The 23,244-nt window shown below is 71.4% G+C and carries 22 protein-coding genes; 13 read left to right on the top strand and 9 right to left on the bottom strand.

All coding sequences use genetic code 11. The features are described from left to right. The first annotated feature begins 9 nt into the window (after positions 1-9). On the top strand, positions 10-1,416 hold the full coding sequence (locus ACFT4A_RS21655; RefSeq protein WP_382832489.1) for a sensor histidine kinase: 1,407 nt from the start codon (positions 10-12) through the stop codon (positions 1,414-1,416). Here ACFT4A_RS21655 and ACFT4A_RS21650 read toward each other — a convergent pair. After that, positions 1,406-2,407: a TAXI family TRAP transporter solute-binding subunit gene (locus ACFT4A_RS21650; protein ID WP_382832487.1), complete on the bottom strand. Its 1,002-nt coding sequence runs from the start codon at positions 2,405-2,407 to the stop codon at positions 1,406-1,408. The genes ACFT4A_RS21655 and ACFT4A_RS21650 overlap by 11 nt on opposite strands. Positions 2,408-2,505: 98 nt before the next feature. On the opposite strand from ACFT4A_RS21650, the gene ACFT4A_RS21645 reads away from it, so the two are divergent. Further along, positions 2,506-2,925 (top strand): MazG nucleotide pyrophosphohydrolase domain-containing protein, encoded by a 420-nt coding sequence (locus ACFT4A_RS21645; protein ID WP_382832485.1) that lies wholly within the window; start codon positions 2,506-2,508, stop codon positions 2,923-2,925. Between the two features lie 12 nt (positions 2,926-2,937). Here ACFT4A_RS21645 and ACFT4A_RS21640 read toward each other — a convergent pair whose 3' ends face one another. Beyond that, the gene (locus ACFT4A_RS21640; protein WP_382832484.1) at positions 2,938-4,161 is read right to left on the bottom strand and encodes a cation:proton antiporter; all 1,224 of its coding nucleotides are present in this window, start codon (positions 4,159-4,161) and stop codon (positions 2,938-2,940) included. Positions 4,162-4,165: 4 nt separating this feature from the next. After that, positions 4,166-4,651 carry a cation:proton antiporter regulatory subunit gene (locus tag ACFT4A_RS21635; protein WP_382591311.1) on the bottom strand — a complete coding sequence of 162 codons (486 nt, stop codon included), beginning with the start codon at positions 4,649-4,651 and terminating at the stop codon, positions 4,166-4,168. A 128-nt stretch (positions 4,652-4,779) separates the two neighbouring features. Here ACFT4A_RS21635 and ACFT4A_RS21630 point away from each other — a divergent pair, with 128 nt between their 5' ends. Both ACFT4A_RS21630 and ACFT4A_RS21625 read left to right on the top strand, forming a co-directional pair. Beyond that, entirely contained in the window at positions 4,780-5,826 is a 1,047-nt protein-coding gene (locus ACFT4A_RS21630) for a sensor histidine kinase (protein ID WP_382832482.1), read from the top strand. 69 nt (positions 5,827-5,895) lie between these two features. Then, positions 5,896-6,555 (top strand): response regulator, encoded by a 660-nt coding sequence (locus tag ACFT4A_RS21625; RefSeq protein ID WP_382832480.1) that lies wholly within the window; start codon positions 5,896-5,898, stop codon positions 6,553-6,555. Here the strand turns inward: ACFT4A_RS21625 and ACFT4A_RS21620 are convergent. From ACFT4A_RS21620 to ACFT4A_RS21610, 3 genes are all read right to left on the bottom strand, one after another. Next, the gene (locus ACFT4A_RS21620) at positions 6,542-7,153 is read right to left on the bottom strand and encodes an AAA family ATPase (RefSeq protein WP_382832479.1); all 612 of its coding nucleotides are present in this window, start codon (positions 7,151-7,153) and stop codon (positions 6,542-6,544) included. The two genes, ACFT4A_RS21625 and ACFT4A_RS21620, sit on opposite strands and share 14 nt — an antisense overlap. Continuing rightward, a complete protein-coding gene (locus ACFT4A_RS21615) occupies positions 7,150-8,466 on the bottom strand; it encodes an MFS transporter (protein WP_382832477.1) in 1,317 nt (438 codons plus the stop codon). The genes ACFT4A_RS21620 and ACFT4A_RS21615 overlap by 4 nt, the downstream gene beginning before the upstream one ends. Before the next feature lie 96 nt (positions 8,467-8,562). Next, on the bottom strand, positions 8,563-9,210 hold the full coding sequence (locus ACFT4A_RS21610) for a bifunctional 4-hydroxy-2-oxoglutarate aldolase/2-dehydro-3-deoxy-phosphogluconate aldolase (RefSeq protein WP_382832475.1): 648 nt from the start codon (positions 9,208-9,210) through the stop codon (positions 8,563-8,565). Between the two features lie 96 nt (positions 9,211-9,306). Between ACFT4A_RS21610 and ACFT4A_RS21605 the strand changes: the two genes are divergently transcribed. The 3 genes from ACFT4A_RS21605 to ACFT4A_RS21595 all read left to right on the top strand — a co-directional run bounded on the left by ACFT4A_RS21605 (position 9,307) and on the right by ACFT4A_RS21595 (position 12,468). Further along, positions 9,307-10,092, top strand: coding sequence for a DeoR/GlpR family DNA-binding transcription regulator (locus tag ACFT4A_RS21605; RefSeq protein WP_382832473.1), 786 nt, complete (start codon positions 9,307-9,309; stop codon positions 10,090-10,092). A gap of 46 nt (positions 10,093-10,138) precedes the next feature. Then, on the top strand, positions 10,139-11,671 hold the full coding sequence (gene miaB / locus ACFT4A_RS21600) for a tRNA (N6-isopentenyl adenosine(37)-C2)-methylthiotransferase MiaB (protein ID WP_382832471.1): 1,533 nt from the start codon (positions 10,139-10,141) through the stop codon (positions 11,669-11,671). A gap of 83 nt (positions 11,672-11,754) precedes the next feature. Further along, the gene (locus ACFT4A_RS21595) at positions 11,755-12,468 is read left to right on the top strand and encodes a class III extradiol dioxygenase subunit B-like domain-containing protein (RefSeq protein WP_382832470.1); all 714 of its coding nucleotides are present in this window, start codon (positions 11,755-11,757) and stop codon (positions 12,466-12,468) included. Between the two features lie 139 nt (positions 12,469-12,607). Here ACFT4A_RS21595 and ACFT4A_RS21590 read toward each other — a convergent pair whose 3' ends face one another. Further along, positions 12,608-12,931, bottom strand: coding sequence for an antitoxin (locus ACFT4A_RS21590; protein ID WP_382832468.1), 324 nt, complete (start codon positions 12,929-12,931; stop codon positions 12,608-12,610). 28 nt (positions 12,932-12,959) lie between these two features. Further along, entirely contained in the window at positions 12,960-13,232 is a 273-nt protein-coding gene (locus ACFT4A_RS21585; RefSeq protein WP_382832466.1) for a hypothetical protein, read from the bottom strand. A 182-nt stretch (positions 13,233-13,414) separates the two neighbouring features. Here ACFT4A_RS21585 and miaA point away from each other — a divergent pair, with 182 nt between their 5' ends. From miaA to hflX, 6 genes are all read left to right on the top strand, one after another. Next, a complete protein-coding gene (gene miaA, locus ACFT4A_RS21580; protein WP_382832464.1) occupies positions 13,415-14,353 on the top strand; it encodes a tRNA (adenosine(37)-N6)-dimethylallyltransferase MiaA in 939 nt (312 codons plus the stop codon). A 107-nt stretch (positions 14,354-14,460) separates the two neighbouring features. Beyond that, the gene (locus ACFT4A_RS21575; protein WP_382832534.1) at positions 14,461-14,994 is read left to right on the top strand and encodes a hypothetical protein; all 534 of its coding nucleotides are present in this window, start codon (positions 14,461-14,463) and stop codon (positions 14,992-14,994) included. Between the two features lie 143 nt (positions 14,995-15,137). Then, positions 15,138-16,016, top strand: coding sequence for a diaminopimelate epimerase (gene dapF, locus ACFT4A_RS21570; RefSeq protein ID WP_382832463.1), 879 nt, complete (start codon positions 15,138-15,140; stop codon positions 16,014-16,016). Between the two features lie 295 nt (positions 16,017-16,311). Beyond that, positions 16,312-18,504: a RelA/SpoT family protein gene (locus ACFT4A_RS21565; RefSeq protein ID WP_382832461.1), complete on the top strand. Its 2,193-nt coding sequence runs from the start codon at positions 16,312-16,314 to the stop codon at positions 18,502-18,504. 91 nt (positions 18,505-18,595) lie between these two features. Beyond that, positions 18,596-20,104, top strand: a complete 1,509-nt coding sequence (locus ACFT4A_RS21560) for a M1 family metallopeptidase (protein WP_382832460.1) — start codon at positions 18,596-18,598, stop codon at positions 20,102-20,104. 126 nt (positions 20,105-20,230) lie between these two features. Further along, the gene (gene hflX / locus ACFT4A_RS21555) at positions 20,231-21,724 is read left to right on the top strand and encodes a GTPase HflX (RefSeq protein ID WP_382832458.1); all 1,494 of its coding nucleotides are present in this window, start codon (positions 20,231-20,233) and stop codon (positions 21,722-21,724) included. Between the two features lie 110 nt (positions 21,725-21,834). On the opposite strand, the gene ACFT4A_RS21550 is transcribed toward hflX, so the two are convergent. Beyond that, positions 21,835-23,037: a trypsin-like serine peptidase gene (locus ACFT4A_RS21550; protein ID WP_382832456.1), complete on the bottom strand. Its 1,203-nt coding sequence runs from the start codon at positions 23,035-23,037 to the stop codon at positions 21,835-21,837. Positions 23,038-23,244: the final 207 nt, after the last annotated feature.

Below are 23,244 nucleotides of genomic sequence, written 5' to 3'. Positions count from 1 at the left end.
CGGGGCCGGGTGCGCACTCGCCTGCTCCCGCTGCTGATCATCCTGATGGCGGCCGTGCTGCTCGCGCTCGGGGTCCCGCTCGCCGTCAGTCTGGCCGGGGCCCAGCAGCAGAAGGTCGTCGTCGACCGCATCGACGACACCGCGCGCTTCGCCGCCCTCGCCCAGTTCGTCACCGACTCGCCCACCGGAACCTCCGGCGCGTTCGAGAACGAGCGCCTGGCCACGCTCAGCAGCGAACTCGACAGCTACTACGACGTCTACGGCATCCGGGCCGGTGTCTTCTACCGCAGCGGCAGTGCCATGGCTCATGCACCGGCCAGGTGGTCCCTGCCGGAAGAGGGCGAGGTGCGTGACGCGTTCGACGAGGCACTGCTCAGCCGCCGCAGCCACGACCCGAAGCAGGTCTGGCCCTGGCAGCGGCACAACCTCGTGGTCGCCTCGCCGGTCATCCGGGACGGTGACGTCGTCGCGGTCGTGGTCACCGACTCGCCCACCGGTCAGATGCGCTCGCGCACCCTGCACGGCTGGCTGGTCATCGGAGCGGGCGAGGGCGCCGCGATGCTGCTGGCCGTCGGCGCCGCCCTGCGGCTGACCGGCTGGGTCCTGCGGCCGGTGCGCGTCCTCGACGCCACCACCCACGACATCGCCACCGGGCGGCTCAAGTCCCGGGTCGCGGCCGCCGGCGGTCCGCCGGAACTCAGGCGTCTGGCCCGGTCGTTCAACGAGATGGCGGACAACGTCGAGGACGTGCTGGAGCAGCAGCGCGCCTTCGTCGCCGACGCCTCCCACCAGCTGCGCAACCCGCTCGCGGCGCTGCTGCTGCGCATCGAGCTGCTCTCCTTCGAACTGCCCGAGGGCAACAAGGAGATCGCCTCCGTCCAGGGCGAGGGCAAGCGCCTCGCGCAGGTCCTGGACGACCTGCTGGACCTGGCGCTGGCCGAGCACACCGAGGCCGACCTGAGGATCACCGACATCGGCGAGCTCGCCGCCGAACGCCTCGCGGCCTGGGCCCCGACCGCCGAGGCCAAGGGCGTGCGCCTGGTCGGCGACTGCCCGCCCACGACCGCGTGGGCCGACCCGGTCGCGCTGTCCAGCGCGCTGGACGCGATCATCGACAACGCGGTGAAGTTCACGCCCGAGAACCAGACCGTCGAGGTGACCGTCGCCTCCAACGGCGACACCTCCACCGTCGTCGTCACCGACCACGGACCCGGCCTCACCGACGAGGAACTGGCCCGCGTCGGCGACCGTTTCTGGCGCAGCAGCCGTCACCAGAACATCAAGGGCTCGGGCCTCGGACTGTCCATCTCGCGGGCGCTGCTCACGGCGGGCGGCGGTTCGATCGCCTACGACCGTCACGAGCCGCACGGGCTGCGGGTGACGGTGAGAGTGCCGAGGTCGGGCCCTACGGCTTGACCGACTGGTAGTAGCGCTGGGCCCCGCGATGCAGCTGGAGCGGGTCGGTGTAGATCGCGGTGCGGACATCGACCAGCTGGGCGGAGTGGACGGTCGCGCCGATGCCGTCCCGGCTGTCGATCACCGTACGGGTCAGCCACTCGGTGAGCCGGGGGTCCATGTCGCTGCGCGTGACCAGCAGGTTGGACACCGCCAGGGTCGGCACCGGGTCACCGCGCTGGATGGTGGGGTACGCCGACTCCGGCATCTTGGTGGCGCGGTAGTACCGCGTGGCACCGCCCTGGTCGTGCAGTTTGGCGACGAGCCCGGCGTCGATCGGCACGAACCGGAAGGCGGAGGCCGACTTCTTGGCCAGGCGGCTGAGCCCGTCCGTGGGCAGTCCGCCCGACCAGAAGAACGCGTCGAGGCCGTGCCCCAGCCGCCTGGGACCGGTGTCGATGCCGTCCGAGGAGGGCTTGATGTCCTTCTCCGGGTCGATCCCGGCCGCCTTGAGCACCCCGTTCGCGATCAGTCGCACCCCGGAGTTCGGCAGCCCTATGGCCACGCGCTTGCCCCGCAGGTCCGCGACGGAGCGGATGTCCGAGTCGGGCGGTACGACGAGCTGCAGGTAGTCGTCGTAGAGGCGGGCCATGCCGCGCAGCCGCCCGGCGCCCGCGCCGTGGTCGAGCTTGTACGTGGCGACCGCGTCCGCCGCCGCGATCGCGAAGTCGGCCTGGCCCGTCGCCACGTCCGAGACGTTCTCCTGCGAACCGGCGCTGGTCAGCAGGCGCACGCTGAGGTCCGGCATGTCCTGGTCGATCTCGGTGCGCAGGAGTTCGCCGTACTCGTGGTAGACCCCGGCGCGCGTGCCCGTGCTGAAGGTGATCGCCCCGCCCGGAGGCTCCTCGGCCCAGGGGCGCAGCCACCACAGCAGCAGCCCGAGGACCAGGAGGGAGGCGGTGCCGCCCTGCAGGGCCCGGCGCCTGCCGATACGGGGGAACATCTTGGACATGCGCGAGATCCTGCCAGCCTTGGTGCCCCGCTGACCAGGGGCGGCGGTCGGCAACGGGGCGGGGAGGAGTGTCAGTGGCGGCCGCTACTGTCGTTCCCATGAGCTCCTCGCCCGCTGACCTGGTCCGTGAATTCCACCTCGCCTTCGGCCTGGACGCCCGCAGTACCCCGACGGAGATCTCCCCGGAACTCGCCGCCCACCGCGGCGAACTCCTCGCGGAGGAGGCCGCGGAGGTCGCCGAGGTGTCGGTCCGGGGCCCGCTCGACCGGCTCGCCCACGAACTGGCGGACGTCGTCTACGTCGCGTACGGCACCGCCCTCGTCCACGGCATCGACCTCGACTCGGTACTGACCGAGATCCACCGCTCCAACATGACCAAGATCGGCCCCGACGGGGCGGTCTCCCGACGCGAGGACGGCAAGGTCCTCAAGGGCGAGCACTATGAGGCACCGGATGTGCCGGGGGTGCTGCGGAGGCAGGGGTGGGCTCCCGGCGGTGACCAGAGGCCCCCGAGGTGACCCACCCCGTCCTCAGTCGCCCACCGGCGCCTCCGCCTCGGCCTTCCGGGGCGCGGGCTCCGGGGTTCCCCGACGGGCCTCGCGGCGGCCGCTCCACCACATCGCCACCGGCTCCGTGTAGCGCGCGGTGAGCGGGCCCAGGACGACCAGGATGAGGACGTAGGCCGTGGCCAGGGGGCCGAGGGACGGTTCGATGCCGGCCGCGACCGCCAGGCCGGCGATGACGATCGAGAACTCCCCGCGGGCCACCAGCGCACCTCCCGCCCGCCAGCGGCCCTTGACGGAGATCCCGGCGCGCCGGGCCGCCCAGTACCCGGTGGCGATCTTCGTCAGGGCCGTGACGACGGCCAACGCGAGGGCGGGCAGCAGGACGGGCGGGATGCTGGACGGGTCGGTGTGCAGTCCGAAGAAGACGAAGAAGACCGCCGCGAACAGGTCCCGCAGGGGGCTGAGCAGGGTGTGCGCACCCTCCGCCACCTCTCCGGAGAGCGCGATGCCCACCAGGAAGGCACCCACCGCGGCCGACACCTGGAGCTGCTGTGCGACGCCCGCGACCAGGATCGTCAGGCCCAGCACCACCAGCAGCAGCTTCTCCGGGTCGTCGCTGGAGACGAACCGCGAGATGAGCCGGCCGTAGCGCACGGCCAGGAACAGCACGAGCCCGGCCGCGCCCAGCGCGATCGCCAGGGTCACGCTGCCGGCCATCAGCCCGACGCCCGCCACCAGTGCCGTGACGATGGGCAGGTACACCGCCATCGCCAGGTCCTCCAGCACGAGCACGCTGAGGATCACCGGTGTCTCACGGTTGCCGACCCGGCCCAGGTCGCCGAGCACCTTCGCGATCACGCCGGACGAGGAGATCCAGGTGACACCGGCCAGGACGACGGCGGCCACCGGCCCCCAGCCGAGCAGCAGGGCCACCGCCGCTCCCGGCAGGGCGTTGAGCGCGCAGTCGACCAGACCGGAGGGGTAGTGGGTCTTGAGGTTGGAGACCAGATCGCTCGCCGTGTACTCCAGGCCCAGCATCAGCAGCAGGAGGATGACGCCGATCTCGGCACCCGTGGCGATGAACTCCTCGCTCGCGCCCAGCGGCAGCAGCCCGCCTTCGCCGAAGGCCAGACCGGCCAGGAGGTACAGCGGTATCGGCGAGAGCCGGAAACGGGCGGCGAACCGGCCGAGCAGGCCGAGGCCGAGGATGATGGAACCGAACTCGATGAGCAGGACCGCGGAGTGCACAGGCTCACTCCCGCCCGAGTATCGTCGCGGCGGCGTCCACGCCCTCACGGGTCCCGACGACGATCAGCGTGTCACCGCCCGCCAGCCGGAAGTCCGGCGCGGGCGACGGAATGGCCTCGGCCCGGCGCAGCACCGCCACGACCGACGCGCCGGTCTCCGTCCGCATCTTCATGTCGCCCAGCACCCGCCCGTTCCAGCGCGAGGTCGCGGCCACCTCGATCCGCTCGGCCACCAGCCCCAGGTCCGTGGTGTAGAGCAGGCTCGGGCTGTGGTGGGACGGCTTCAGCGCGTCGATCAGCGAACCCGCCTCCGAGCCGGTCAGCCGCAGCGAATGCGCGCAGGAGTCGGGATCGTCGGCCCGGTACACGTTGACCGTGCGCGTGCCGTCGCGGTGCGCCACCACCGACAGATGGCGGTGTTCCCGGGTCTCCAGGTCGTACTGGACCCCGATCCCCGGCAGCGGCGTCGCCCTCAGGCGCGGAGCTGACACGTTGCTTCCCCTTTTTCGTCTTGTTTGGTTTGTTTGTCTTGTTGGTGTTGCTGTGTCGGTGTCGTGAACGGTGTAGATCAACGGACGGGTCAAGTCCGCATGCTGCCATCCGCCCGTACGGTGACGACATGGGTGTTGTGACGGATATACACAGCGGCCGGTCGCCGGAAAGGGTGGAGCGGGAGGTGCCGTACGCGAAGGCCGGAAGGGGCGGATCCAGGAACGTGTCGCTGTTCTGGCGGATCTTCTCGCTCAACGCCGCGGGCCTGGTCGTGGCCACGGCATTGCTGCTCGGCCCGGTCACCGTGTCCACCCCCGTCCTGGCGGGCGAGGCGCTCGTCCTGCTCGGCGGCCTGGTGATGCTGCTGGCGGGCAACGCGCTCGTGCTGCGCTTCGGCCTCGCGCCCCTGCAACGGCTCGGCAGTTCCATGGCCACCGCCGATCTGCTGCGTCCGGGATCCCGCCCGGTGGTCGCCGGCCCGGCGGAGACGGCCGCGCTGATCGCGACGTACAACACGATGCTCGACCGGCTGGAGGCCGAGCGGGCCGCGGGCGCCGCCCGGGCCCTGTCCGCACAGGAGCGCGAACGCCACCGGATCGCCCGCGAGCTCCACGACGAGGTCGGGCAGACCCTGACCGCCGTCCTGCTCCAGCTCAAGCGCGTCGCCGACCGGGCGCCCGAGGAACTGCGCGAGGAGGTGGGCCAGGCACAGGAGGCGACCCGGGCCGGTCTGGACGAGATCCGCCGGATCGCCCGCCGGCTGCGCCCCGGTGTCCTGGAGGAACTCGGGCTGGCCAGCGCCCTGCGCTCGCTCGCCTCCGAGTTCACGACCCATGGGCTGACCGTGCGCCACCAGGTCACCGGCGACCTCCCCACCCTGAGCCCGGAAGCGGAACTCGTCGTCTACCGGGTGGCCCAGGAAGGCCTGACCAACACCGCCCGCCATGCCGGCGCCGACCGCGCCGAACTCCGCCTCCGGCAGGTCCCCGACGGCGTCGAACTCCTCGTACGCGACAACGGCACGGGCGTCGGTGACGCCCCGGAGGGCGCCGGCATCACGGGCATGCGCGAACGCGCCCTCCTGATCGGCGCCGCCCTCACCGTCGAACCGGCGGCCCCCGGCCGGGGGACCGACGTACGCCTGCGCGTACCGGTGACGGAAGGAGCCCGCTGATGTGTCCCCACCCGTCGGGCCGAGGAGCCCAGTGATGTGTCCGCACCGGTCAGGCCGAGGAGCCCCGTGATGTCCGCCTCCACCCCGATCCGTGTCCTGCTCGCCGACGACCACACCCTCGTACGCCGGGGAGTGCGCCTGATCCTGGACGGGGAGCCGGACCTGACGGTCGTCGCCGAGGCCGGGGACGGTGCCGAGGCTGTCGCCAAGGCCCGGGAGACCGCCGTGGACCTGGCCGTCCTCGACGTCGCCATGCCCCGCATGACCGGCCTCCAGGCGGCCCGCGAACTCTCCCGCCGGCTGCCCGACCTGCACATCCTGATCCTGACGATGTACGACAACGAGGAGTACTTCTTCGAGGCGCTCAGGGCCGGAGCCAGCGGCTACGTCCTCAAGTCCGTCGCCGACCGCGACCTGGTCGAGGCCTGCCGGGCGGCCGTGCGCGACGAGCCGTTCATATACCCGGGCGCCGAGCGGGCCCTCGTCCGCTCCTACCTGGAGCGGCTGCACCGGGGCGACGGCCTGCCGGAACGGGCCATCACCGAGCGCGAGGAGGAGATCCTCAAGCTGGTCGCCGAGGGCCACACCTCGAAGGAGATCGGCGAACTCCTCTTCATCAGCGCCAAGACGGTCGAACGCCACCGCGCCAACCTCCTCCAGAAGCTCGGCATGCGCGACCGCCTGGAGCTGACCCGGTACGCGATCCGGGCCGGGCTCATCGAGCCGTGAGCCCCCGCGCGGTGTCCTCGGCGAGCCCGCCCAGAGCGCGTGCGACCACGTCAGGAGTGACGCCGTCGGCCCGGTTGTCGAACACCAGGCTGTGACGGCTCGACCACTGGCACGCGTTGTCCTGGGACTTCCGCCAGAAGGCGTCCCAGTCGGCGAGCTTGGACAGGTCCCGTGCGCAGCCGCGGGCGCGAACGCGGGCCCGGGCGGTGTCGGAGTCGGTCTCGACCCGCACCACCACGGGCTCGGCGTGGCGGGGCCAGGAGTGACGCTCGGCCACTTCGGCGAGGTAGTCCGGGCGGGAGAAGTACCGTCCGAACGGGGCGTCCAGGACGACCGGCCGGCCCACCGCGAGGTTGTCGCGCGCCAGGTCCAGGACGGTCAGGTACTCCAGCTCCATCACCGCCGACTGGTAGTACGGGTTGAGGTCCCGCTCGGACGGGTCCGTGCCTGCGAGCTTCAGGAGCGCCTCGGTGAATCGGGTGCAGGCCGTGTCCTTGTCGATGTAGGCCGCCCCGGTCAGCCGGGCGAGCACCTGGGCCACGGTGCTCTTTCCCGACCCGGCCGGCCCGATCACGAAGTAGGCCCGTGGAACAGTCATGCGAGGCTCTCCTTCGGGGACCTGCGGTCCTTGACGAAGAACAGGTAAGAGGAACCGCCGACCAGCAGCAGCACCCCGCCGACCAGGAAGACGAGGTTGTAGCTGCCTCCGGTGGCATCCAGGATGCTCCCGGTGACGATCGGAGCCAGCGTGGCGCCGAGGAAGCCGCCGAAGTTCTGGATGGCACCCAGCGAGGCCACCTGGTGCGGCTCCGCGACGTCGGACGCCAGGGTCCACAGACAGCCGATCGGCACCTGCGCGGCGAAGTAGCCCACCGACAGCAGCACCATCGCGAGCGGGGTGCTCTCGACGTAGGCCACGGGAAGCACGGCGGCCGCCGCCAGGGCCGCGCCGCCGGCGATCGGGATCTTGCGCGAGGTGACGGCGGAGACTCCGCGGCTGATCAGGCGCCCGGAGAGGTAGCCGCCGAAGAGCACGCCCGCGATACCGCACAGGAACGGCAGGGATGCCAGCCAGCCGGTCGCGGTGAGGCTGAAGCCGCGGGAGGTCTCCAGGTAGCTGGGCAGCCAGGTGAGGTACACCCACACCGTGTAGAAGATGCCGAAGGCGCCGAGGATCATGAAGTACGTGTTCCGCTGCCGGAACAGCTGCCCCCACCCGGCCTTGGCCTTCGCCTCGGCCTCGGGCGCCGGGGGCGTGGACGCCTCGCCCAGGATGGCGGCCTGCTCGCGCACCGTCGGGTCACGGTAGACACGCAGCCACACCAGCACGAGCACGACGCCCAGCGCGCCGATGGTGACGAACATGCCGCGCCACCCGAGCAGCAGCATCAGCGTGGTGAGCAGCGGCGGGGCGATCGCGTTGGCTATCTGAGAGCCCGTGTTGACGATCGAGATCGGCAGGGCGCGCTCGTGCTGGGCGAACCACCGCTGGTTGACCTTCAGGCTGGCGGTGAAGAAGGGGGCCTCGGCAACACCGAGAGCCACCCGGGCCGCGTACATGAAGCCGTACGAACTCGCGGTCGCGGAGAGCATCGACACCAGTGACCACAGCGCGGCCGCCCAGGCGTACATGCGCTTGGGCCCGAAGCGGTCGACGAGGTAGCCGGCCGGGAGGTTGGCCAGCGCGTAGGGCCAGGCGAACGCCGCGAGCAGGAGTCCCATCTGGGTGGAACTCAGGTCGAACTCTTTCGCGACGGTCGTGTTCGCGACGCTCAGGTTGGAGCGGTCGAGGTAGTTGACGACGCCGCCGATCACCAGGAGGGCGACCAGGACCCAGCGGATCCTGATCGACCGCGGGGCGTCGGCGTCAGTTCTCTCGGGAACCTGGGCATCGGAGAGCGGATGGGACATGGGGGGCTCCTGGGGGATCACCACAAGGGTTGGGGAGGGGGACGAGACACCGCAAGGGGCAGGAGTGGGGGGTGGGCGGAGTCGGGGGCCCGGGCCTCAGGCCCGGGCGTCTTCGATGGACCGCAGAACGGTCCGGGCCGCTTCGGTCACACGCCGGTAGTCACCGTCGGGACGGGCGGCCTTGGTCACGGAGCTGCCGACGCCGACCGCGACGACACCGGCGTCGAACCACGCCTTCACGTTGTCGGGCGAGACGCCGCCCGCAGGCATGAGCGGTGCCTGGGGGAGGGGAGCCTTGACGGTCCGGACGTACTCGGGGCCCATGAACTCGGCGGGGAAGAGCTTCACGATGTCGGCGCCCGCCTGCATCGTGTCGACGATCTCCGTCGGGGTGAAGGCACCGCTGACGGTGACGGCCTGATAGCGGTTGGCGGCCGCGATCATCGCCGGGTTCAGATTGGGGCTCACCAGCAGGTTCGCCCCGGCCGAGACACAGGCGTGGGCCGCCTGCTCGTCCAGGACCGTCCCGGCGCCGATGACCACGCCGTCCTTGCCGTAGCGCTCGGACAGCTTCGAGATGACGTCCAGCGCGCCCGGCACCGAGAGCGTGATCTCCAGTGCGCGCACACCGCCCTCGATCGCGGCTTCGGACACGGCCAGGGCCTCTTCCGCGCTGTCCAGCCGGACGATCAGCAGGGCTCCGGTGCGGACGATCGCGTCAAGAGATTGAAACTTCGTTACCATGGCGGAACACGCTAGAACATGGATTCACATATTGTCACTAGGTCGGAAGCGGGAAGTTAATCTGATCTCCCTCGGTACCGTTCTGGAGGAGACGTGATGGTCAGGGCACCGCTGATTCCGGAACAGCGGCACCAGGAGCTGCTGCGCCTGCTGCGGAGCACCGGCGTGCTGAGCATCCGCGAGCTCATGACGCGGTTGGACGTCTCCCACATGACGGTGCGCCGTGACATCGCCGCCCTGGAGAAGAGCGGCCAGGTGATCTCGGTCCAGGGCGGCGTCAGGCTGGCGGACTGGACGGGGCACGCCCCGCCCCGCGAGCGGGCGTCCCGGGCCCAGCTGGAACTTCCCCGCAAGCAGGCCATCGCCGAGACCGCGGCGGGCCTCGTCGAGGACGGCATGGCGGTCTTCCTCGACGCGGGAACGACCTGCCAGTCCACCGTCCCGTTCCTGGCCGGCCGCAAGGACCTCACCGTCGTCACCAACGACTTCCACGCCGCGATCGCCCTCTGCGGCCATCCGGAGATCCGCGCCATTCACACCGGGGGCGAGATCGACGTGTCGAGCGGATCGAGCAGTGGGCCGCTCGCCGCCCAGGCCGTCGGGGCGCTGAACATCGACGTCTGCTTCCTGAGCGCGGGCTCCTGGGACCTGGCCCACGGCGTGACCAGCCCCTCGACCGACAAGGTGCTGCTCAAGCAGACGGCGATGCGGGCGGCGACCTCGGTCGCCCTGCTCGCCGACAGCACCAAGTGGGGCATCGTCGAGCGGTTCAACGTGACCCCCCTCAACGGGCTCGACACCATCGTGACGGACGACGGTCTTCCGCCCGAGGTCGTCGACCGCATCCTCGAGGAGGGACCGTCGGTGCTGCAGGCGTCCTGAACCGGTCCGTACGCGGGCCTCGTCCGGGAGCGCCTACCCTTGTGCCATGACCATCAGCAGCGACCGGAGCCCGGCAGTGGATAAGCAGACATCCAGGACATACGAAGTTCGCACCTACGGATGTCAGATGAACGTCCACGACTCGGAGCGATTGTCCGGTCTGCTGGAGGACGCGGGCTATGTGCGCGCCCCCGAGGGTTCCGACGGCGAGGCGGACGTCGTCGTCTTCAACACCTGTGCGGTGCGGGAGAACGCCGACAACAAGCTGTACGGCAACCTGGGCCACCTCGCGCCGAAGAAGGCGAGCCGCCCCGGCATGCAGATCGCGGTCGGCGGCTGTCTGGCGCAGAAGGACCGCGACACCATCGTGAAGCGGGCGCCCTGGGTGGACGTCGTCTTCGGCACCCACAACATCGGCAAGCTGCCGGTCCTGCTGGAGCGCGCCCGCGTGCAGGAAGAGGCGCAGGTCGAGATCGCCGAGTCGCTGGAGGAGTTCCCCTCGACGCTGCCGACGCGCCGCGAGAGCGCGTACGCGGCCTGGGTGTCGATCTCCGTCGGCTGCAACAACACCTGTACGTTCTGCATCGTCCCGGCCCTGCGCGGCAAGGAGAAGGACCGCCGCCCCGGCGACATCCTCGCCGAGATCGAGGCCCTGGTCGGCGAGGGCGTCTCCGAGATCACGCTGCTCGGCCAGAACGTCAACGCGTACGGCTCCGACATCGGCGACCGCGAGGCCTTCAGCAAACTGCTGCGCGCCTGCGGGAGGATCGACGGCCTGGAGCGCGTCCGCTTCACCTCCCCGCACCCGCGCGACTTCACCGACGACGTCATCGCCGCCATGGCCGAGACGCCGAACGTGATGCCGCAACTGCACATGCCGCTGCAGTCCGGCTCGGACCCGGTCCTGAAGGCCATGCGCCGCTCCTACCGCCAGGAGCGCTTCCTCGGGATCATCGAGAAGGTCCGCGCCGCCATCCCGCACGCGGCGATCAGCACCGACATCATCGTGGGCTTCCCCGGCGAGACCGAGGAGGACTTCGAGCAGACGCTGCACGTGGTGCGCGAGGCCCGCTTCGCCCAGGCCTTCACCTTCCAGTACTCCAAGCGCCCCGGCACCCCGGCCGCCGAGATGGACGGCCAGATCCCCAAGAAGGTCGTCCAGGAGCGCTACGAGCGTCTCGTCGCCCTCCAGGAGGAGATCTCCTGGGAGGAGAACAAGAAGCAGGTCGGCCGCACCCTGGAGCTGATGGTCGCCGAGGGCGAGGGCCGCAAGGACGACACCACCCACCGCCTGTCCGGCCGCGCCCCCGACAGCCGCCTCGCCCACTTCACCAAGCCGGACCAGGAGGTCCGCCCCGGTGACGTGGTGACGGTCGAGATCACCTACGCCGCTCCGCACCACCTCCTCGCCGAGGGCGCCGTGGTCGACGTGCGCCGCACGCGCGCGGGCGACGCCTGGGAGAAGCGCAACGCCGAGAAGGCGGGCAAGCCGGCACCGGCCGGAGTGCTGCTCGGCCTGCCGAAGATCGGCGTGCCCGAGCCGCTCCCGGTCGCGACGAGCGGCTGCGCCCTGGACTGACCGGTCCCACCCGGGGCGACCCACAGCCCGTTCGCCGGGCACGGGATGCGTGCGAGCGGGTCCCCGGGGTTACCCTGCCGATCATGCTTGTCGCCGCCGCTGTCTGCCCCTGCCCGCCCCTTCTGGTCCCCGAGGTCGCCGCGGGCGCCGCACCGGAGCTGGACGCCGCGCGGGCCGCCTGCACGGACGCCCTGGGTGTGCTCGCCGCCGCACGGCCCGACCGGCTCGTGGTCGTCGGGCCGGGGGAGAACGCCGGGCCCGAGCCCTACCCGCAGGGCACACGGGGCTCGTTCCGGGGCTTCGGTGTCGATCTCGACGTACGACTGGGGTCGGCCGCGAGCCCGCACGGGGAACAGCGGCTGCCGTACTCGCTGGCCGTGGCCGCCTGGCTGCTGGAGCGGACCGGGTGGTCCGACACCCCGGTCGAGGGGCTCGGTGTCGGGGAATCCCTCACGCCCGAGAACTGTGCCCGGACCGGACGGGACATCGCCGCACGGGCCGAGCGGGTCGCGCTGCTGGTGATGGGGGACGCCGGCGCGTGCCGGACGCTCAAGGCCCCGGGCTATCTGGACGAACGGTCGGCGCCCTTCGACGCGGAGGTCGCGCGAGCGCTCGGCGCGGCGGACACGGCCGGCCTCATGACGCTGGACACGCGGCTGGCGCACGAACTGAAGGCGTCCGGCCGGGCCCCCTGGCAGGTCCTGGCGGGCGCGGCCGAGGGCGCGGACCTCGGCGGATCACTGCTGTACGACGACGCGCCGTACGGCGTGGGATACCTCGTGGCCGGCTGGTCGTAGCCCGGGCGGCAGGGCGCGGGAAACGGCGGACGGCCGGGAGCCCCAGTGCTCCGCGGCCGTCCGCCGATGTGCCCTTCAGCATTGCGTTATTGCGTTGTCGACTTAATGCGTTCAGAACCTGCGGTACGCCGAGGCGCACTCAGGAAGTGGGCGGTGGTCCGTCCGGCGGCGCGGTGCCGCCCGCGTTCGGCGGTGGCGTCGTGCCACCCGCATCCCGCGGCGGTGTCGTGCCCGCCGCGTCAGGTCCGCTGTCGCCCTGGTGCGCGAGTCGGCCCATGGCGTCCTTGGCCTTGCCCGTGCCCGAATGGATCTTGTCGCTGTACTTGCCCTTGGTCCTCTTGTCGACGGCATGCGCCGCCTTCTCGAGACCGTGGTGGACCTTGCCCTCGTGCCGCTGCGCGAGGTCCGAGACCTTGCCCTTGGCCGGGCCCAGCTTGGCCTTCATGTTGTCCAGGAGACCCACTCGCTTCACCTTCCCTCGCGCGGGGCGATCACGTACGGGCGCCCTCGCCGGCCTCGTTGTCGGCCGCCTTGTCGGTGGACTGCTGCTTGGGGATGTCGACGCCTTCGCCCTCGGTGGCCTCGGCGGGGGCCTCGGCGCTCGCCTCGGCTGCTTCCGTGGCTCCGTCGGCCCCCTTCGTCTCCGGGGACTCGGCCGCCGCCTCCGCCTCTGGCCCGGCCTTCGCCGTGTCTGCCTGAGCCTCGGCGGCAGGCGCCTCAGGCGTGGCCTTCGACCGCCGGAGAAGTCGTGCAAAAACGCCCATATCCACTCCATACGTTACTCGTGCGGGCGAAATCCCGCGTTGCCCGGTGCGTCCGTTTGCGCGACCCGGGCCACCGCCTCCGTGATCCGGCGGCAGGAACCTCGCAACGGGCAACGACCCCAGAGCCGTCGCGTCACGTAACTCGTTCGAGGCCGGGGTTCGAGGTTTGCGAGACTGTGTCGGTGAGCAGTGCACCCCCCGCCCCCCGCGTCATCGCCGTCGTCGGACCAACTGCGGCCGGAAAGTCCGATCTGGGCGTTTTCCTGGCTCAGCGTCTCGGCGGCGAGGTCGTCAACGCCGACTCCATGCAGCTCTACCGAGGGATGGACATCGGCACCGCCAAGCTGACGCCCGAGGAGCGCGGTGGCGTCCCGCACCACCTCATGGACATCTGGGACGTGACCGTCACGGCGTCCGTCGCCGAGTACCAGCGCCTCGCCCGGGAGCGGATCGACGTGCTGCTCGCCGAGGGTCGCTGGCCGATCCTGGTCGGCGGCTCCGGACTGTATGTGCGCGGGGCCGTCGACAAGATGGAGTTCCCCGGCACCGACCCCGAGGTCCGCGCCCGCCTGGAGGACGAACTCACGCTGCGCGGCCCGGGCGCGCTGCACGCCCGTCTGGCCGCCGCCGACCCCGAGGCCGCTCGCGCGATCCTGCCGAGCAACGGCCGCCGGGTCGTCCGGGCCCTCGAGGTGATCGAGATCACCGGCAAGCCCTTCACCGCCAACCTCCCCGGCCACGACTCGGTCTACGACACCCTCCAGATCGGCGTCGACGTGGCCCGCCCCGAGCTCGACGAGCGCATCACGCGCCGGGTCGACCGGATGTGGGACGCCGGCCTCGTGGACGAGGTGCGCGCACTGGAGGCGCAGGGGTTGCGAGAAGGGCGTACGGCCTCGCGCGCGCTCGGCTACCAGCAGGTCCTCGCGGCGCTTGCCGGGGAGTGCACGATCGAGGAAGCGCGGGCCGAGACCGTACGTGCCACCAAGCGCTTCGCGCGCCGTCAGGATTCATGGTTCAGGCGCGACCCGCGGGTGCACTGGTTGAGTGGGGCTGCGGCCGATCTCACAGAACTTCCGCAGCTCGCACTGTCCTTGGTCGAACGACCGGTTACAGCCTGATCACGTCATGGCATCGGGACGCCCAGGCCGTCATCCGGGCCTGCGGCGGCGTGCCATCATCGAGCTTCGATCGACCGAGTGAGTCCTAGTTGGGAGGGCGCGTGGCGATGGAGGCCGGCCCTCGCGACACCGCACATAGCACCGATCACATCACCGCCGACCGGGATGAACCGGAGCGTCTGGACGGACCGGAGCACCGGGACGGACCCGAGCAGGAGACCGACCGTCTCAGCTCCGACGGGCCCGACGACGAGACGCAGGGTGTGACGGACGACGGCCCCGAGCCCGACGAGATGTTCGCGGAGGAGGTCGAGGTCGAACTGCGCCCGCAGCGCCGGATGCGCATCTGGCAGCTCGCGCCCATCGTGGGCCTGGCCGCCCTCGGCTCCCTGATGTTCGCGTTCCCGCTCGCCTTCGACTTCGGCGACAGCGGGGCCGTCATCGCCATGCTCGGACTGCTGATCTGCTCGTGCGCGGCCGGCTGGGGCATGATGGCCGCCCGCCGCGTCGGCTACACCTGGCCGGGCCTGCCGGCCCGCGGCTCCGGCCGCAGACCGGACTGGCGCGTCGCCCTCGCGTACGCCCTGGTCGTGGGCGTCGTGGTGGTCCTCGCCGTCTGGCGCGTGGCAAGGCTCCGCTAGCTCGCGCCCCTTAAGGGGCGCGGGGCTGCATCGAATACGCGGCTCCGCCGCGTGGGCGCGACCAGCCACGACGCACCCGCACGGACTCACAGCTCCGGCCCCTCCCAAGGCCCTCCCCGTGGAGCAGCCCGTACGATCGAGGCATGAGCACGCGCACGCGGATCGCCTTCCTCAAGGGCCACGGCACCGAGAACGACTTCGTGATCGTCCCGGACCCCGAGAACACCATCGACCTGCCCCCGGCCACCGTCGCCGCCCTGTGCGACCGCCGCGCGGGCATCGGCGGCGACGGCCTGCTGCACGTGGTGCGCTCCGCCGCGCACCCCGAGGCCCGGCACCTGGCGGCCGAGGCGGAGTGGTTCATGGACTACCGCAACGGCGACGGCTCGATCGCGGAGATGTGCGGCAACGGCGTGCGGGTGTTCGCGCGCTACCTCCAGCGCGCAGGGCACGTGACCGAAGGAGACATCGCCGTCGCCACGCGCGGGGGCGTGAAGGCCGTGCACATCGCCAAGGACGGTGACGTCACCGTGGGCATGGGCAGGGCGCTGCTCCCCGAGGGCGATGTCACGGTGAGCGTCGGCGAGCGCAGCTGGCCCGCGCGGAACGTCAACATGGGCAACCCGCACGCCGTCGCCTTCGTGGACGACCTGTCCCACGCGGGTGACCTGCTCTCCCCGCCGCCCTTCAGCCCGGCCGCCGCCTACCCGGACGGTGTGAACGTCGAGTTCGTGATCGACCGAGCCCCCGGGCACGTCGCGATGCGTGTGCACGAGCGCGGCTCCGGCGAGACCCGCTCCTGCGGCACGGGCGCGTGCGCGGTCGCCGTGGCCACCGCCCGGCGCGACGGTGCCGACCCCGCGGCCACCGGCGTTCCGGCGACGTACACCGTGGACGTCCCCGGCGGCACCCTGGTGATCACCGAGCGGCCCGACGGCGAGATCGAGATGACCGGCCCGGCCGTGATCGTGGCCGAGGGCGAGATCGACTCGGTCTGGCTGGAATCCGCCAGCGGCGCGTGAGCGGGGGCCGATCGGCCCGAAACAGCCGCTGACCCTCGGCCACCCGACCCGAAACCGCCGTGAGAACCAGCCACTTGGCGGAAAACCAACCGTCATGGTCGCGACGTAACGGGGCACAAACCTCACATTCATCCCTCGAATGGGTGATCAGTTTCACGCTCGGCGAGAGGCGGTCAGTCGGGCATGGTGGGCTCGGTAGCATCAAGCACCGGCCCGGACGGGGGACCGAAGCCGCCCCGTGAGCCGTGTCCGCCCTGGGGCACCCGTCCGCCGGTCCACGCAGCCGGAGGTGCCCATGAGTGCGGAGGCCACGAATTCCGTGACCCCAGGCCCGATGCCGGGTGCGGTGTCAGCACCGGTGACGCCGACAGCCCCGCGGAGAAAGGCCCGCCCTCGGATCGACCTGCGCCGCCTGGGCCGTGCCGCGCTCCTCGGCCCCGCCGCGCGCGACCGGCTGCCCGACGCCATCAGCCACGTCGTCGAGGCCCACCGCGCCCACCACCCCGAAGCCGACCTCGAACCCCTGCGCCACGCCTACGTCCTGGCCGAGTCCTCGCACCGCGGGCAGATGCGCAAGAGCGGCGAGCCGTACATCACGCACCCGCTCGCCGTGACCCTGATCCTCGCCGAACTCGGCGCCGAGACCACGACGTTGACCGCGTCCCTGCTCCACGACACCGTCGAGGACACGGACGTGACGCTCGACCAGGTCCGCGACCAGTTCGGCGAGGAGGTCCGCTACCTCGTCGACGGCGTCACCAAACTGGAGAAGGTCGACTACGGCGCCGCCGCCGAGTCCGAGACCTTCCGCAAGATGCTCGTCGCCACCGGCAACGACGTCCGCGTCATGTCGATCAAACTCGCCGACCGGCTGCACAACATGCGCACCCTCGGCGTCATGCGCCCCGAGAAGCAGGAGCGCATCGCCAAGGTGACACGTGACGTGCTCATCCCGCTCGCCGAACGGCTCGGCGTCCAGGCGCTCAAGACCGAACTGGAAGACCTGGTCTTCGCGATCCTGCACCCCGAGGAGTACGCGCACACAAGGGAGTTGATCGTCCGCAACGCCGCCCGCGCGGACGACCCCCTCGCGGAGGTCGCCGACGAGGTGCGGACCGTGCTGCGCGAGGCGGGCATCCCCGCCGAGGTCCTCATCCGGCCCCGTCACTTCGTCTCCGTGCACCGGGTCTCCCGCAAACGCGGCCGGCTCCGCGGCTCCGACTTCGGCCGCCTCCTGGTCCTGGTGAACGAGGACGCCGACTGCTACGGCGTCCTGGGCGAACTCCACACCTGTATGACGCCGGTGGTCTCGGAGTTCAAGGACTTCATCGCCGTACCGAAGTTCAACCTCTACCAGTCGCTGCACACGGCCGTGGCCAGGGAGAACGGCCAGGTCGTCGAAGTCCTCATCCGTACGCATCAGATGCACAAGGTCGCCGAGGCAGGGGTCGTCGCACTCGGCAACCCCTACGCACCGGCTCCCGAGGACCCGGCCGACGGCGAGCGCGTCGACCCCACCCGCCCCGGCTGGCTCTCCCGGCTCCTCGACTGGCAGGAGGCGGCGTCCGACCCGGACCACTTCTGGTCGACACTGCGCGAGGACCTCGCCCAGGACCGCGAGATCACCGTGTTCCGGCCCGACGGCGGCACGATCGGCCTGCCCGAGGGGGCGACCTGTGTGGACGCCGCGTACGCGCAGTACGGCGAGGACGCGCACGCGTGCATCGGCGCCCGGGTCAACGGCCGCCTGGCGACGCTGAGCACCGTCCTCAAGGACGGCGACACCGTCCAGCTCCTCATGGGCCAGGACCCGGCGTCCGAGCCGTCCCGGGAGTGGCTGGAGCACGCCCACACCCCCGGGGCCCGGATCGCCATCCAGCGGTGGCTCACCGCCCACCCGGCGCAGGCCGAGGCCCAGCGCACCGAGGCCCGGCAGGACCGCCAGGCCGAGGAGCGCGCGGCCGCTCCCCGGCCGGCCACCGGCGACGCGTCCGGCACCGGCGCGGCCCCCGAGCAGACGTCCGCCCGCCCCGCCACCGGCCACGTCCTCGCCGACCTGACCGACGCGACCGTCCGGCTCGCCGGCTGCTGTACGCCCGTACCGCGCGACGAGATCACCGGCTTCTCCGTACGCGGCGGAGCGGTCACAGTGCACCGCGTCGAGTGCGCCGCCGTGGCCCGTATGAAGGACGCGGGGCGTCCCGAGGTCGGCGTGCGCTGGGGCGACACCACCGAGTGCCGGGTCACGCTGGTCGCCGAATCGTTCGTCCGGCCCCATCTGCTCGCGGACCTCACCGAGGCCATGGCCCTCGAAGGCGCCGAGATCGTCTCCGCGACCGTCGAACCCCCGACCCAGCAGCAGGTACGGCACACCTACACCGTGCAACTCCCGGACGCGGCCCACCTGCCCGCCCTCATGCGCGCCATGCGCAACGTGGCCGGGGTGTACGACGTCAGCCGGGCTCAGCCGCAGACGCAGGGCGGCTGACCGGTACGGACGACGGCCGGGCGGGTGAGCCCCGGACGGGCCGGACGCGCGCCGTCCCCACCGCGCTCGCCTGCGCTGATAGCCGTGGGGCATGCTCCTCACCCCCCAGAGCCAGGCCCCCCGTTCGCGCCGCCGGAAGACGGCCGCGGCGCTGCTCGCCTCGGCCGTCTCCGTCTGCCTCGTCGCCGCGAGTGCCCCCGTCGTGCCGCTCGGCGTCGGCGACCGCCTCTTCCCGTACCTGGGCAACCCCGGCTACGACGTGGCGTCGTACGACCTCTCCTTCACCTATCCCGGCAGCAACAGCCGGCCGCTGCGGGCCGTCACCACGATCAAGGCCCGGACGACCGCCGACCTGGACCGCGTCAATCTCGACTTCGCCAACGGCACGGTCGACTCGGTCGAGGTCGACGGCGAGCCCGCCGCGTTCGGCACCGCCGGCGAGGACCTGGTGATCACGCCCCAGGAAGCCGTGCCGGACGGCACCTGGATGCGGATCACCGTGCGGCACACCAGCGACCCCGTGTCCGTCAGGGGCCGCGAGAGCGGCTGGGTACGCACCACGGACGGCCTCGCCATGGCCAACCAGGCCGATGCCGCGCACCGGGTGTTCCCCGGCAACGACCATCCCTCCGACAAGGCGATGTTCACCATCCGGGTCACCGCACCCAAGGGCCTCACGGCCGTGGCCAACGGCCTGCCCGCCGGGGTGGCCAGGTCCGACGGTTCGACCACGTGGACCTACCGCACCCATCACCCCATGGCCACCGAGCTCACCCAGGTCTCCATCGGCCGCTCCACCGTGCTGCACCGCACCGGCCCGCACGGCCTGCCCATGCGGGACGTCGTACCGACCCGGGACCGCAAGGCGCTCGAACCCTGGCTGAGGAAGAGCCCCGCCCAGATCGCCTGGATGGAGAGGCACCTCGGCCGCTATCCCTTCGAGACGTACGGCATGCTCGTGGCGGACGCCTCCACCGGCTTCGAACTCGAGACCCAGACGCTCTCCCTCTTCGAGCGGGAGCTCTTCACCGAGTCCGCCTACCCGGAGTGGTACGTCGAGTCGATCATGGTCCACGAGCTGGCCCACCAGTGGTTCGGCAACAGCGTCAGCCCCCGCACCTGGTCGGACCTGTGGCTCAACGAGGGATACGCCACCTGGTACGAGGCGCAGTACGCCGAGGCGCGGGGCGGCAAGCCGATGCGGGACCGCATGAAGGCCGCGTACGCCTCCTCCGACGGCTGGCGGACGGTCGGCGGCCCGCCCGCCGCCCCGAAGGTTCCCGAGCCCGGCCGCAAGACCGGCATCTTCCGGCACAACGTGTACGAGGGCGCGACGCTCGTCCTGTACGCCCTGCGCGAGGAGATCGGCCGCACGGCCTTCGACCGCCTGCAGCGCGCCTGGCTCGGCCGCCACCAGGACGGCACGGCCTCGACGCAGGACTACGTCCGGCTCGCCGCCGAGATCTCCGGGCGCGACCTGAGCGGCTTCTTCAAGAGCTGGCTGTACGGCGAGAAGACCCCGCCGATGCCGGGACACCCGGACTGGAAGCCTCAGGCGCCCGCGAACCCGGGTGTGCCCGCGCCGGGAGCCGCCCGATAACACGGTGACGAGACGCCCCGTGCCGTGCGACTATCGACGGGTCGGCGCGGCACGGAGCGCCGGGAATCTCCCGGACCGCTCGTGCGTTGCGAACAGTGAACGGCTTCCCATCGACGTAAGGATCCAATGACCTCCTCTTCTTCCCCCTCCCAGGACACCAAGCGCTTCACGCAGAGCCACCCCGAGGGTCTTCGGGCCGATGCCCTGATGGAAGAGGACGTCGCCTGGAGCCATGAGATCGACGGAGAGCGGGACGGCGAACAGTTCGACCGCTCCGACCGCGCGGCCCTGCGCCGTGTGGTGGGCCTCTCCACCGAGCTCGAGGACGTCACCGAGGTCGAGTACCGCCAGCTCCGCCTGGAGCGGGTCGTCCTCGTCGGCGTCTGGACGTCGGGAACCGTGCGGGACGCGGAGAACTCCCTCGCGGAGCTCGCCGCCCTCGCGGAGACGGCGGGCGCGCTCGTGCTCGACGGCGTCACCCAGCGCCGCGACAAGCCCGACGCGGCCACGTACATCGGCTCCGGCAAGGCCGAGGAGCTGCGGGACATCGTCCTCGAGTCGGGCGCGGACACCGTCATCTGCGACGGTGAGCTCAGCCCCGGCCAGCTCATCCACCTCGAGGACGTCGTCAAGGTCAAGGTCATCGACCGTACGGCCCTGATCCTGGACATCTTCGCCCAGCACGCCAAGTCCCGAGAGGGCAAGGCGCAGGTCGCGCTCGCGCAGATGCAGTACATGCTGCCGAGGCTGCGCGGCTGGGGTCAGTCGCTGTCCCGACAGATGGGCGGCGGCAAGGGCGGCGGCCTCGCCACCCGTGGTCCCGGTGAGACCAAGATCGAGACGGACCGGCGGCGGATCCGCGAGAAGATGGCGAAGATGCGCCGGGAGATCGCGGAGATGAAGACCGGCCGCGAGATCAAGCGCCAGGAGCGCAAGCGCCACAAGGTGCCCTCGGTCGCCATCGCGGGCTACACCAACGCCGGCAAGTCCTCGCTGCTCAACCGCCTCACCGGCGCGGGCGTGCTGGTCGAGAACGCCCTGTTCGCGACCCTCGACCCGACCGTGCGCCGGGCCGAGACCCCGAGCGGACGGCTGTACACGCTGGCCGACACCGTCGGCTTCGTCCGCCATCTGCCCCACCACCTGGTCGAGGCGTTCCGCTCCACGATGGAGGAGGTCGGCGAGTCCGACATGATCCTGCACGTGGTGGACGGCTCGCACCCGAACCCGGAGGAGCAGCTGGCCGCCGTACGCGAGGTGATCAGGGACGTCGGCGCCACCGACGTACCCGAGATCGTCGTGATCAACAAGGCCGACGCGGCCGACCCGCTGACCCTGCAGCGGCTGCTGCGCGTCGAGAAGCGGTCCATCGCCGTCTCGGCCCGCACCGGCCAGGGCATGGACACGCTGCTCGCGCTCATCGACAACGAGCTGCCGCGCCCGTCGGTCGAGATCGAGGCGCTCGTGCCGTACACCCACGGCAAGCTGGTCGCCCGTGCCCACGACGAGGGCGAGGTGATCTCCGAGGAGCACACCCCGGAGGGCACCCTGCTCAAGGTGCGGGTGCACGAGGAGCTGGCGGCGGAACTCGCGCCGTACGCTCCGGCGCCGGCGCTCTGACGTAGGCGCGCAGGCGCGCAGGCGCGCAGGCGCGCAGGCGCGCAAGCACGCAAGCACGCCGAAGGCCCGCCTCCCTGTCCGCAGGGAGGCGGGCCTTCGGCATGCTCCGGTCAGCGACCGCCGTAGGTCTTGCTCATGTTCTGGTAGAGCGCCTCGGCGTCACGGCCCAGCTGCGGGCCCGCCAGCCAGGTGTTGTCGGCCGGGCCGATCGAGGTGTTGGACACCAGCACGGACTTGCCGTTCAGCACCCGGAACCAGCCGCCGCCGGACGAACCGCCGGTCATGGTGCAGCCGATGCGGTGCATCGTCGGCAGGGACGGGCTGAGCGAGAACCGGCCTGGGACGTCGACGCACTTGAACATCTTCAGGCCGTTGTAGGGCGGCGCTGCCGGGTAGCCCCAGGCGCCCATCTTGCCCGCCTCGGCCGCGGAGGGGGCGGAGAAGTCCACGTCCAGCGCGGCGCCGACCGTCTCCTCCAGGGACTTGCCGCCCCGCTCGGGCTTCACGTGCAGCACGGCGTAGTCGTACGCGGCCCCCTCGCCGCCGGTCTCCGAGCCGCCCTTGATCCACTGGTTCGAGGTCGAGGCCCAGTCCGCCCACCAGTTGCCGTACGGGGCGATCTCGGTCGGGTTCGCGTTGGTCAGCTCCGCCTCGGACTTGCCGTAGTCGTTGTAGGCGGGGACGAAGGTGATGTTGCGGTACCAGCCGCCGCTGCCGCCGGCGTGTATGCAGTGGCCCGCCGTCCACACCAGGTTGGACTTGCCCGGGTGGTTGACGTCCTTGACGACCGTGCCGGAGCAGACGGCCGGGCCGTCGGGGGAGTCGAAGAAGACCTTGCCGACCGGTGCCGCGTTCCGGTGGTACGGCGTCTTCTCCGCCCGCGCCCGGACGGGCGCAGGATCCGGGTCGCTGACGCCCTGGCCGGCCGACGCGTCCTTCGTGGTGACCGTCTTGTCGGCTTCCTCCGCGGACTGCATCCGGTCCGGCTTCCAGAGGCCCTCGATCACCGGGTTGACGAAGTCCTTGGCGTCACTGAGCCACTTGTCCTTGTCCCAGTCCTTCCAGCCCCCGTCCTTCCACCGGTCGGCGTCGATCCCGTGCTCCTCGAGCTTGCCCGCGAGCTCGGCCGGGATCCGGACCTTGCCGCCGCCGTCCGCGGCCTGCGAGGTGGTGGCGTCGGGCTTGTCGCTCGCCGAGTCCGCCGAACCGTCACAGGCGGTGGCCGTGAGCGCCAGGGCGGCGACGAGCCCGGTGGCGGCGAGGACGGTGCGCCGCCCGCGGCTCGGTGCCGCGGGCGTACGTGTGGAACGCATGGTGCGATGACCCCCGTTGGTGCGTGCTGTGCGTGCTGTGCGTGCTGTGTTTGCTTGGGTGCTGCTGCGTGTGGATGTCATGCGCTTGTCACGCATAGGCCGCAGCGTGGCCTCCGATGCGCGACACCCCACTATGCCCGGGGAGTTGAGTGCGAACGGCGGTGGGCCGGTGAAGGTTTCCGTGAACCCCCGGCCTCACCGCCGCGC

The organism is Streptomyces sp. NPDC057099, assembly GCF_042671245.1.
GTDB classification, from domain to species: Bacteria; Actinomycetota; Actinomycetes; order Streptomycetales; family Streptomycetaceae; genus Streptomyces; species Streptomyces purpurascens.
Note: the sequence above shows the minus strand (reverse complement) of the source record. Positions and strands in the feature narration are given on the sequence as shown.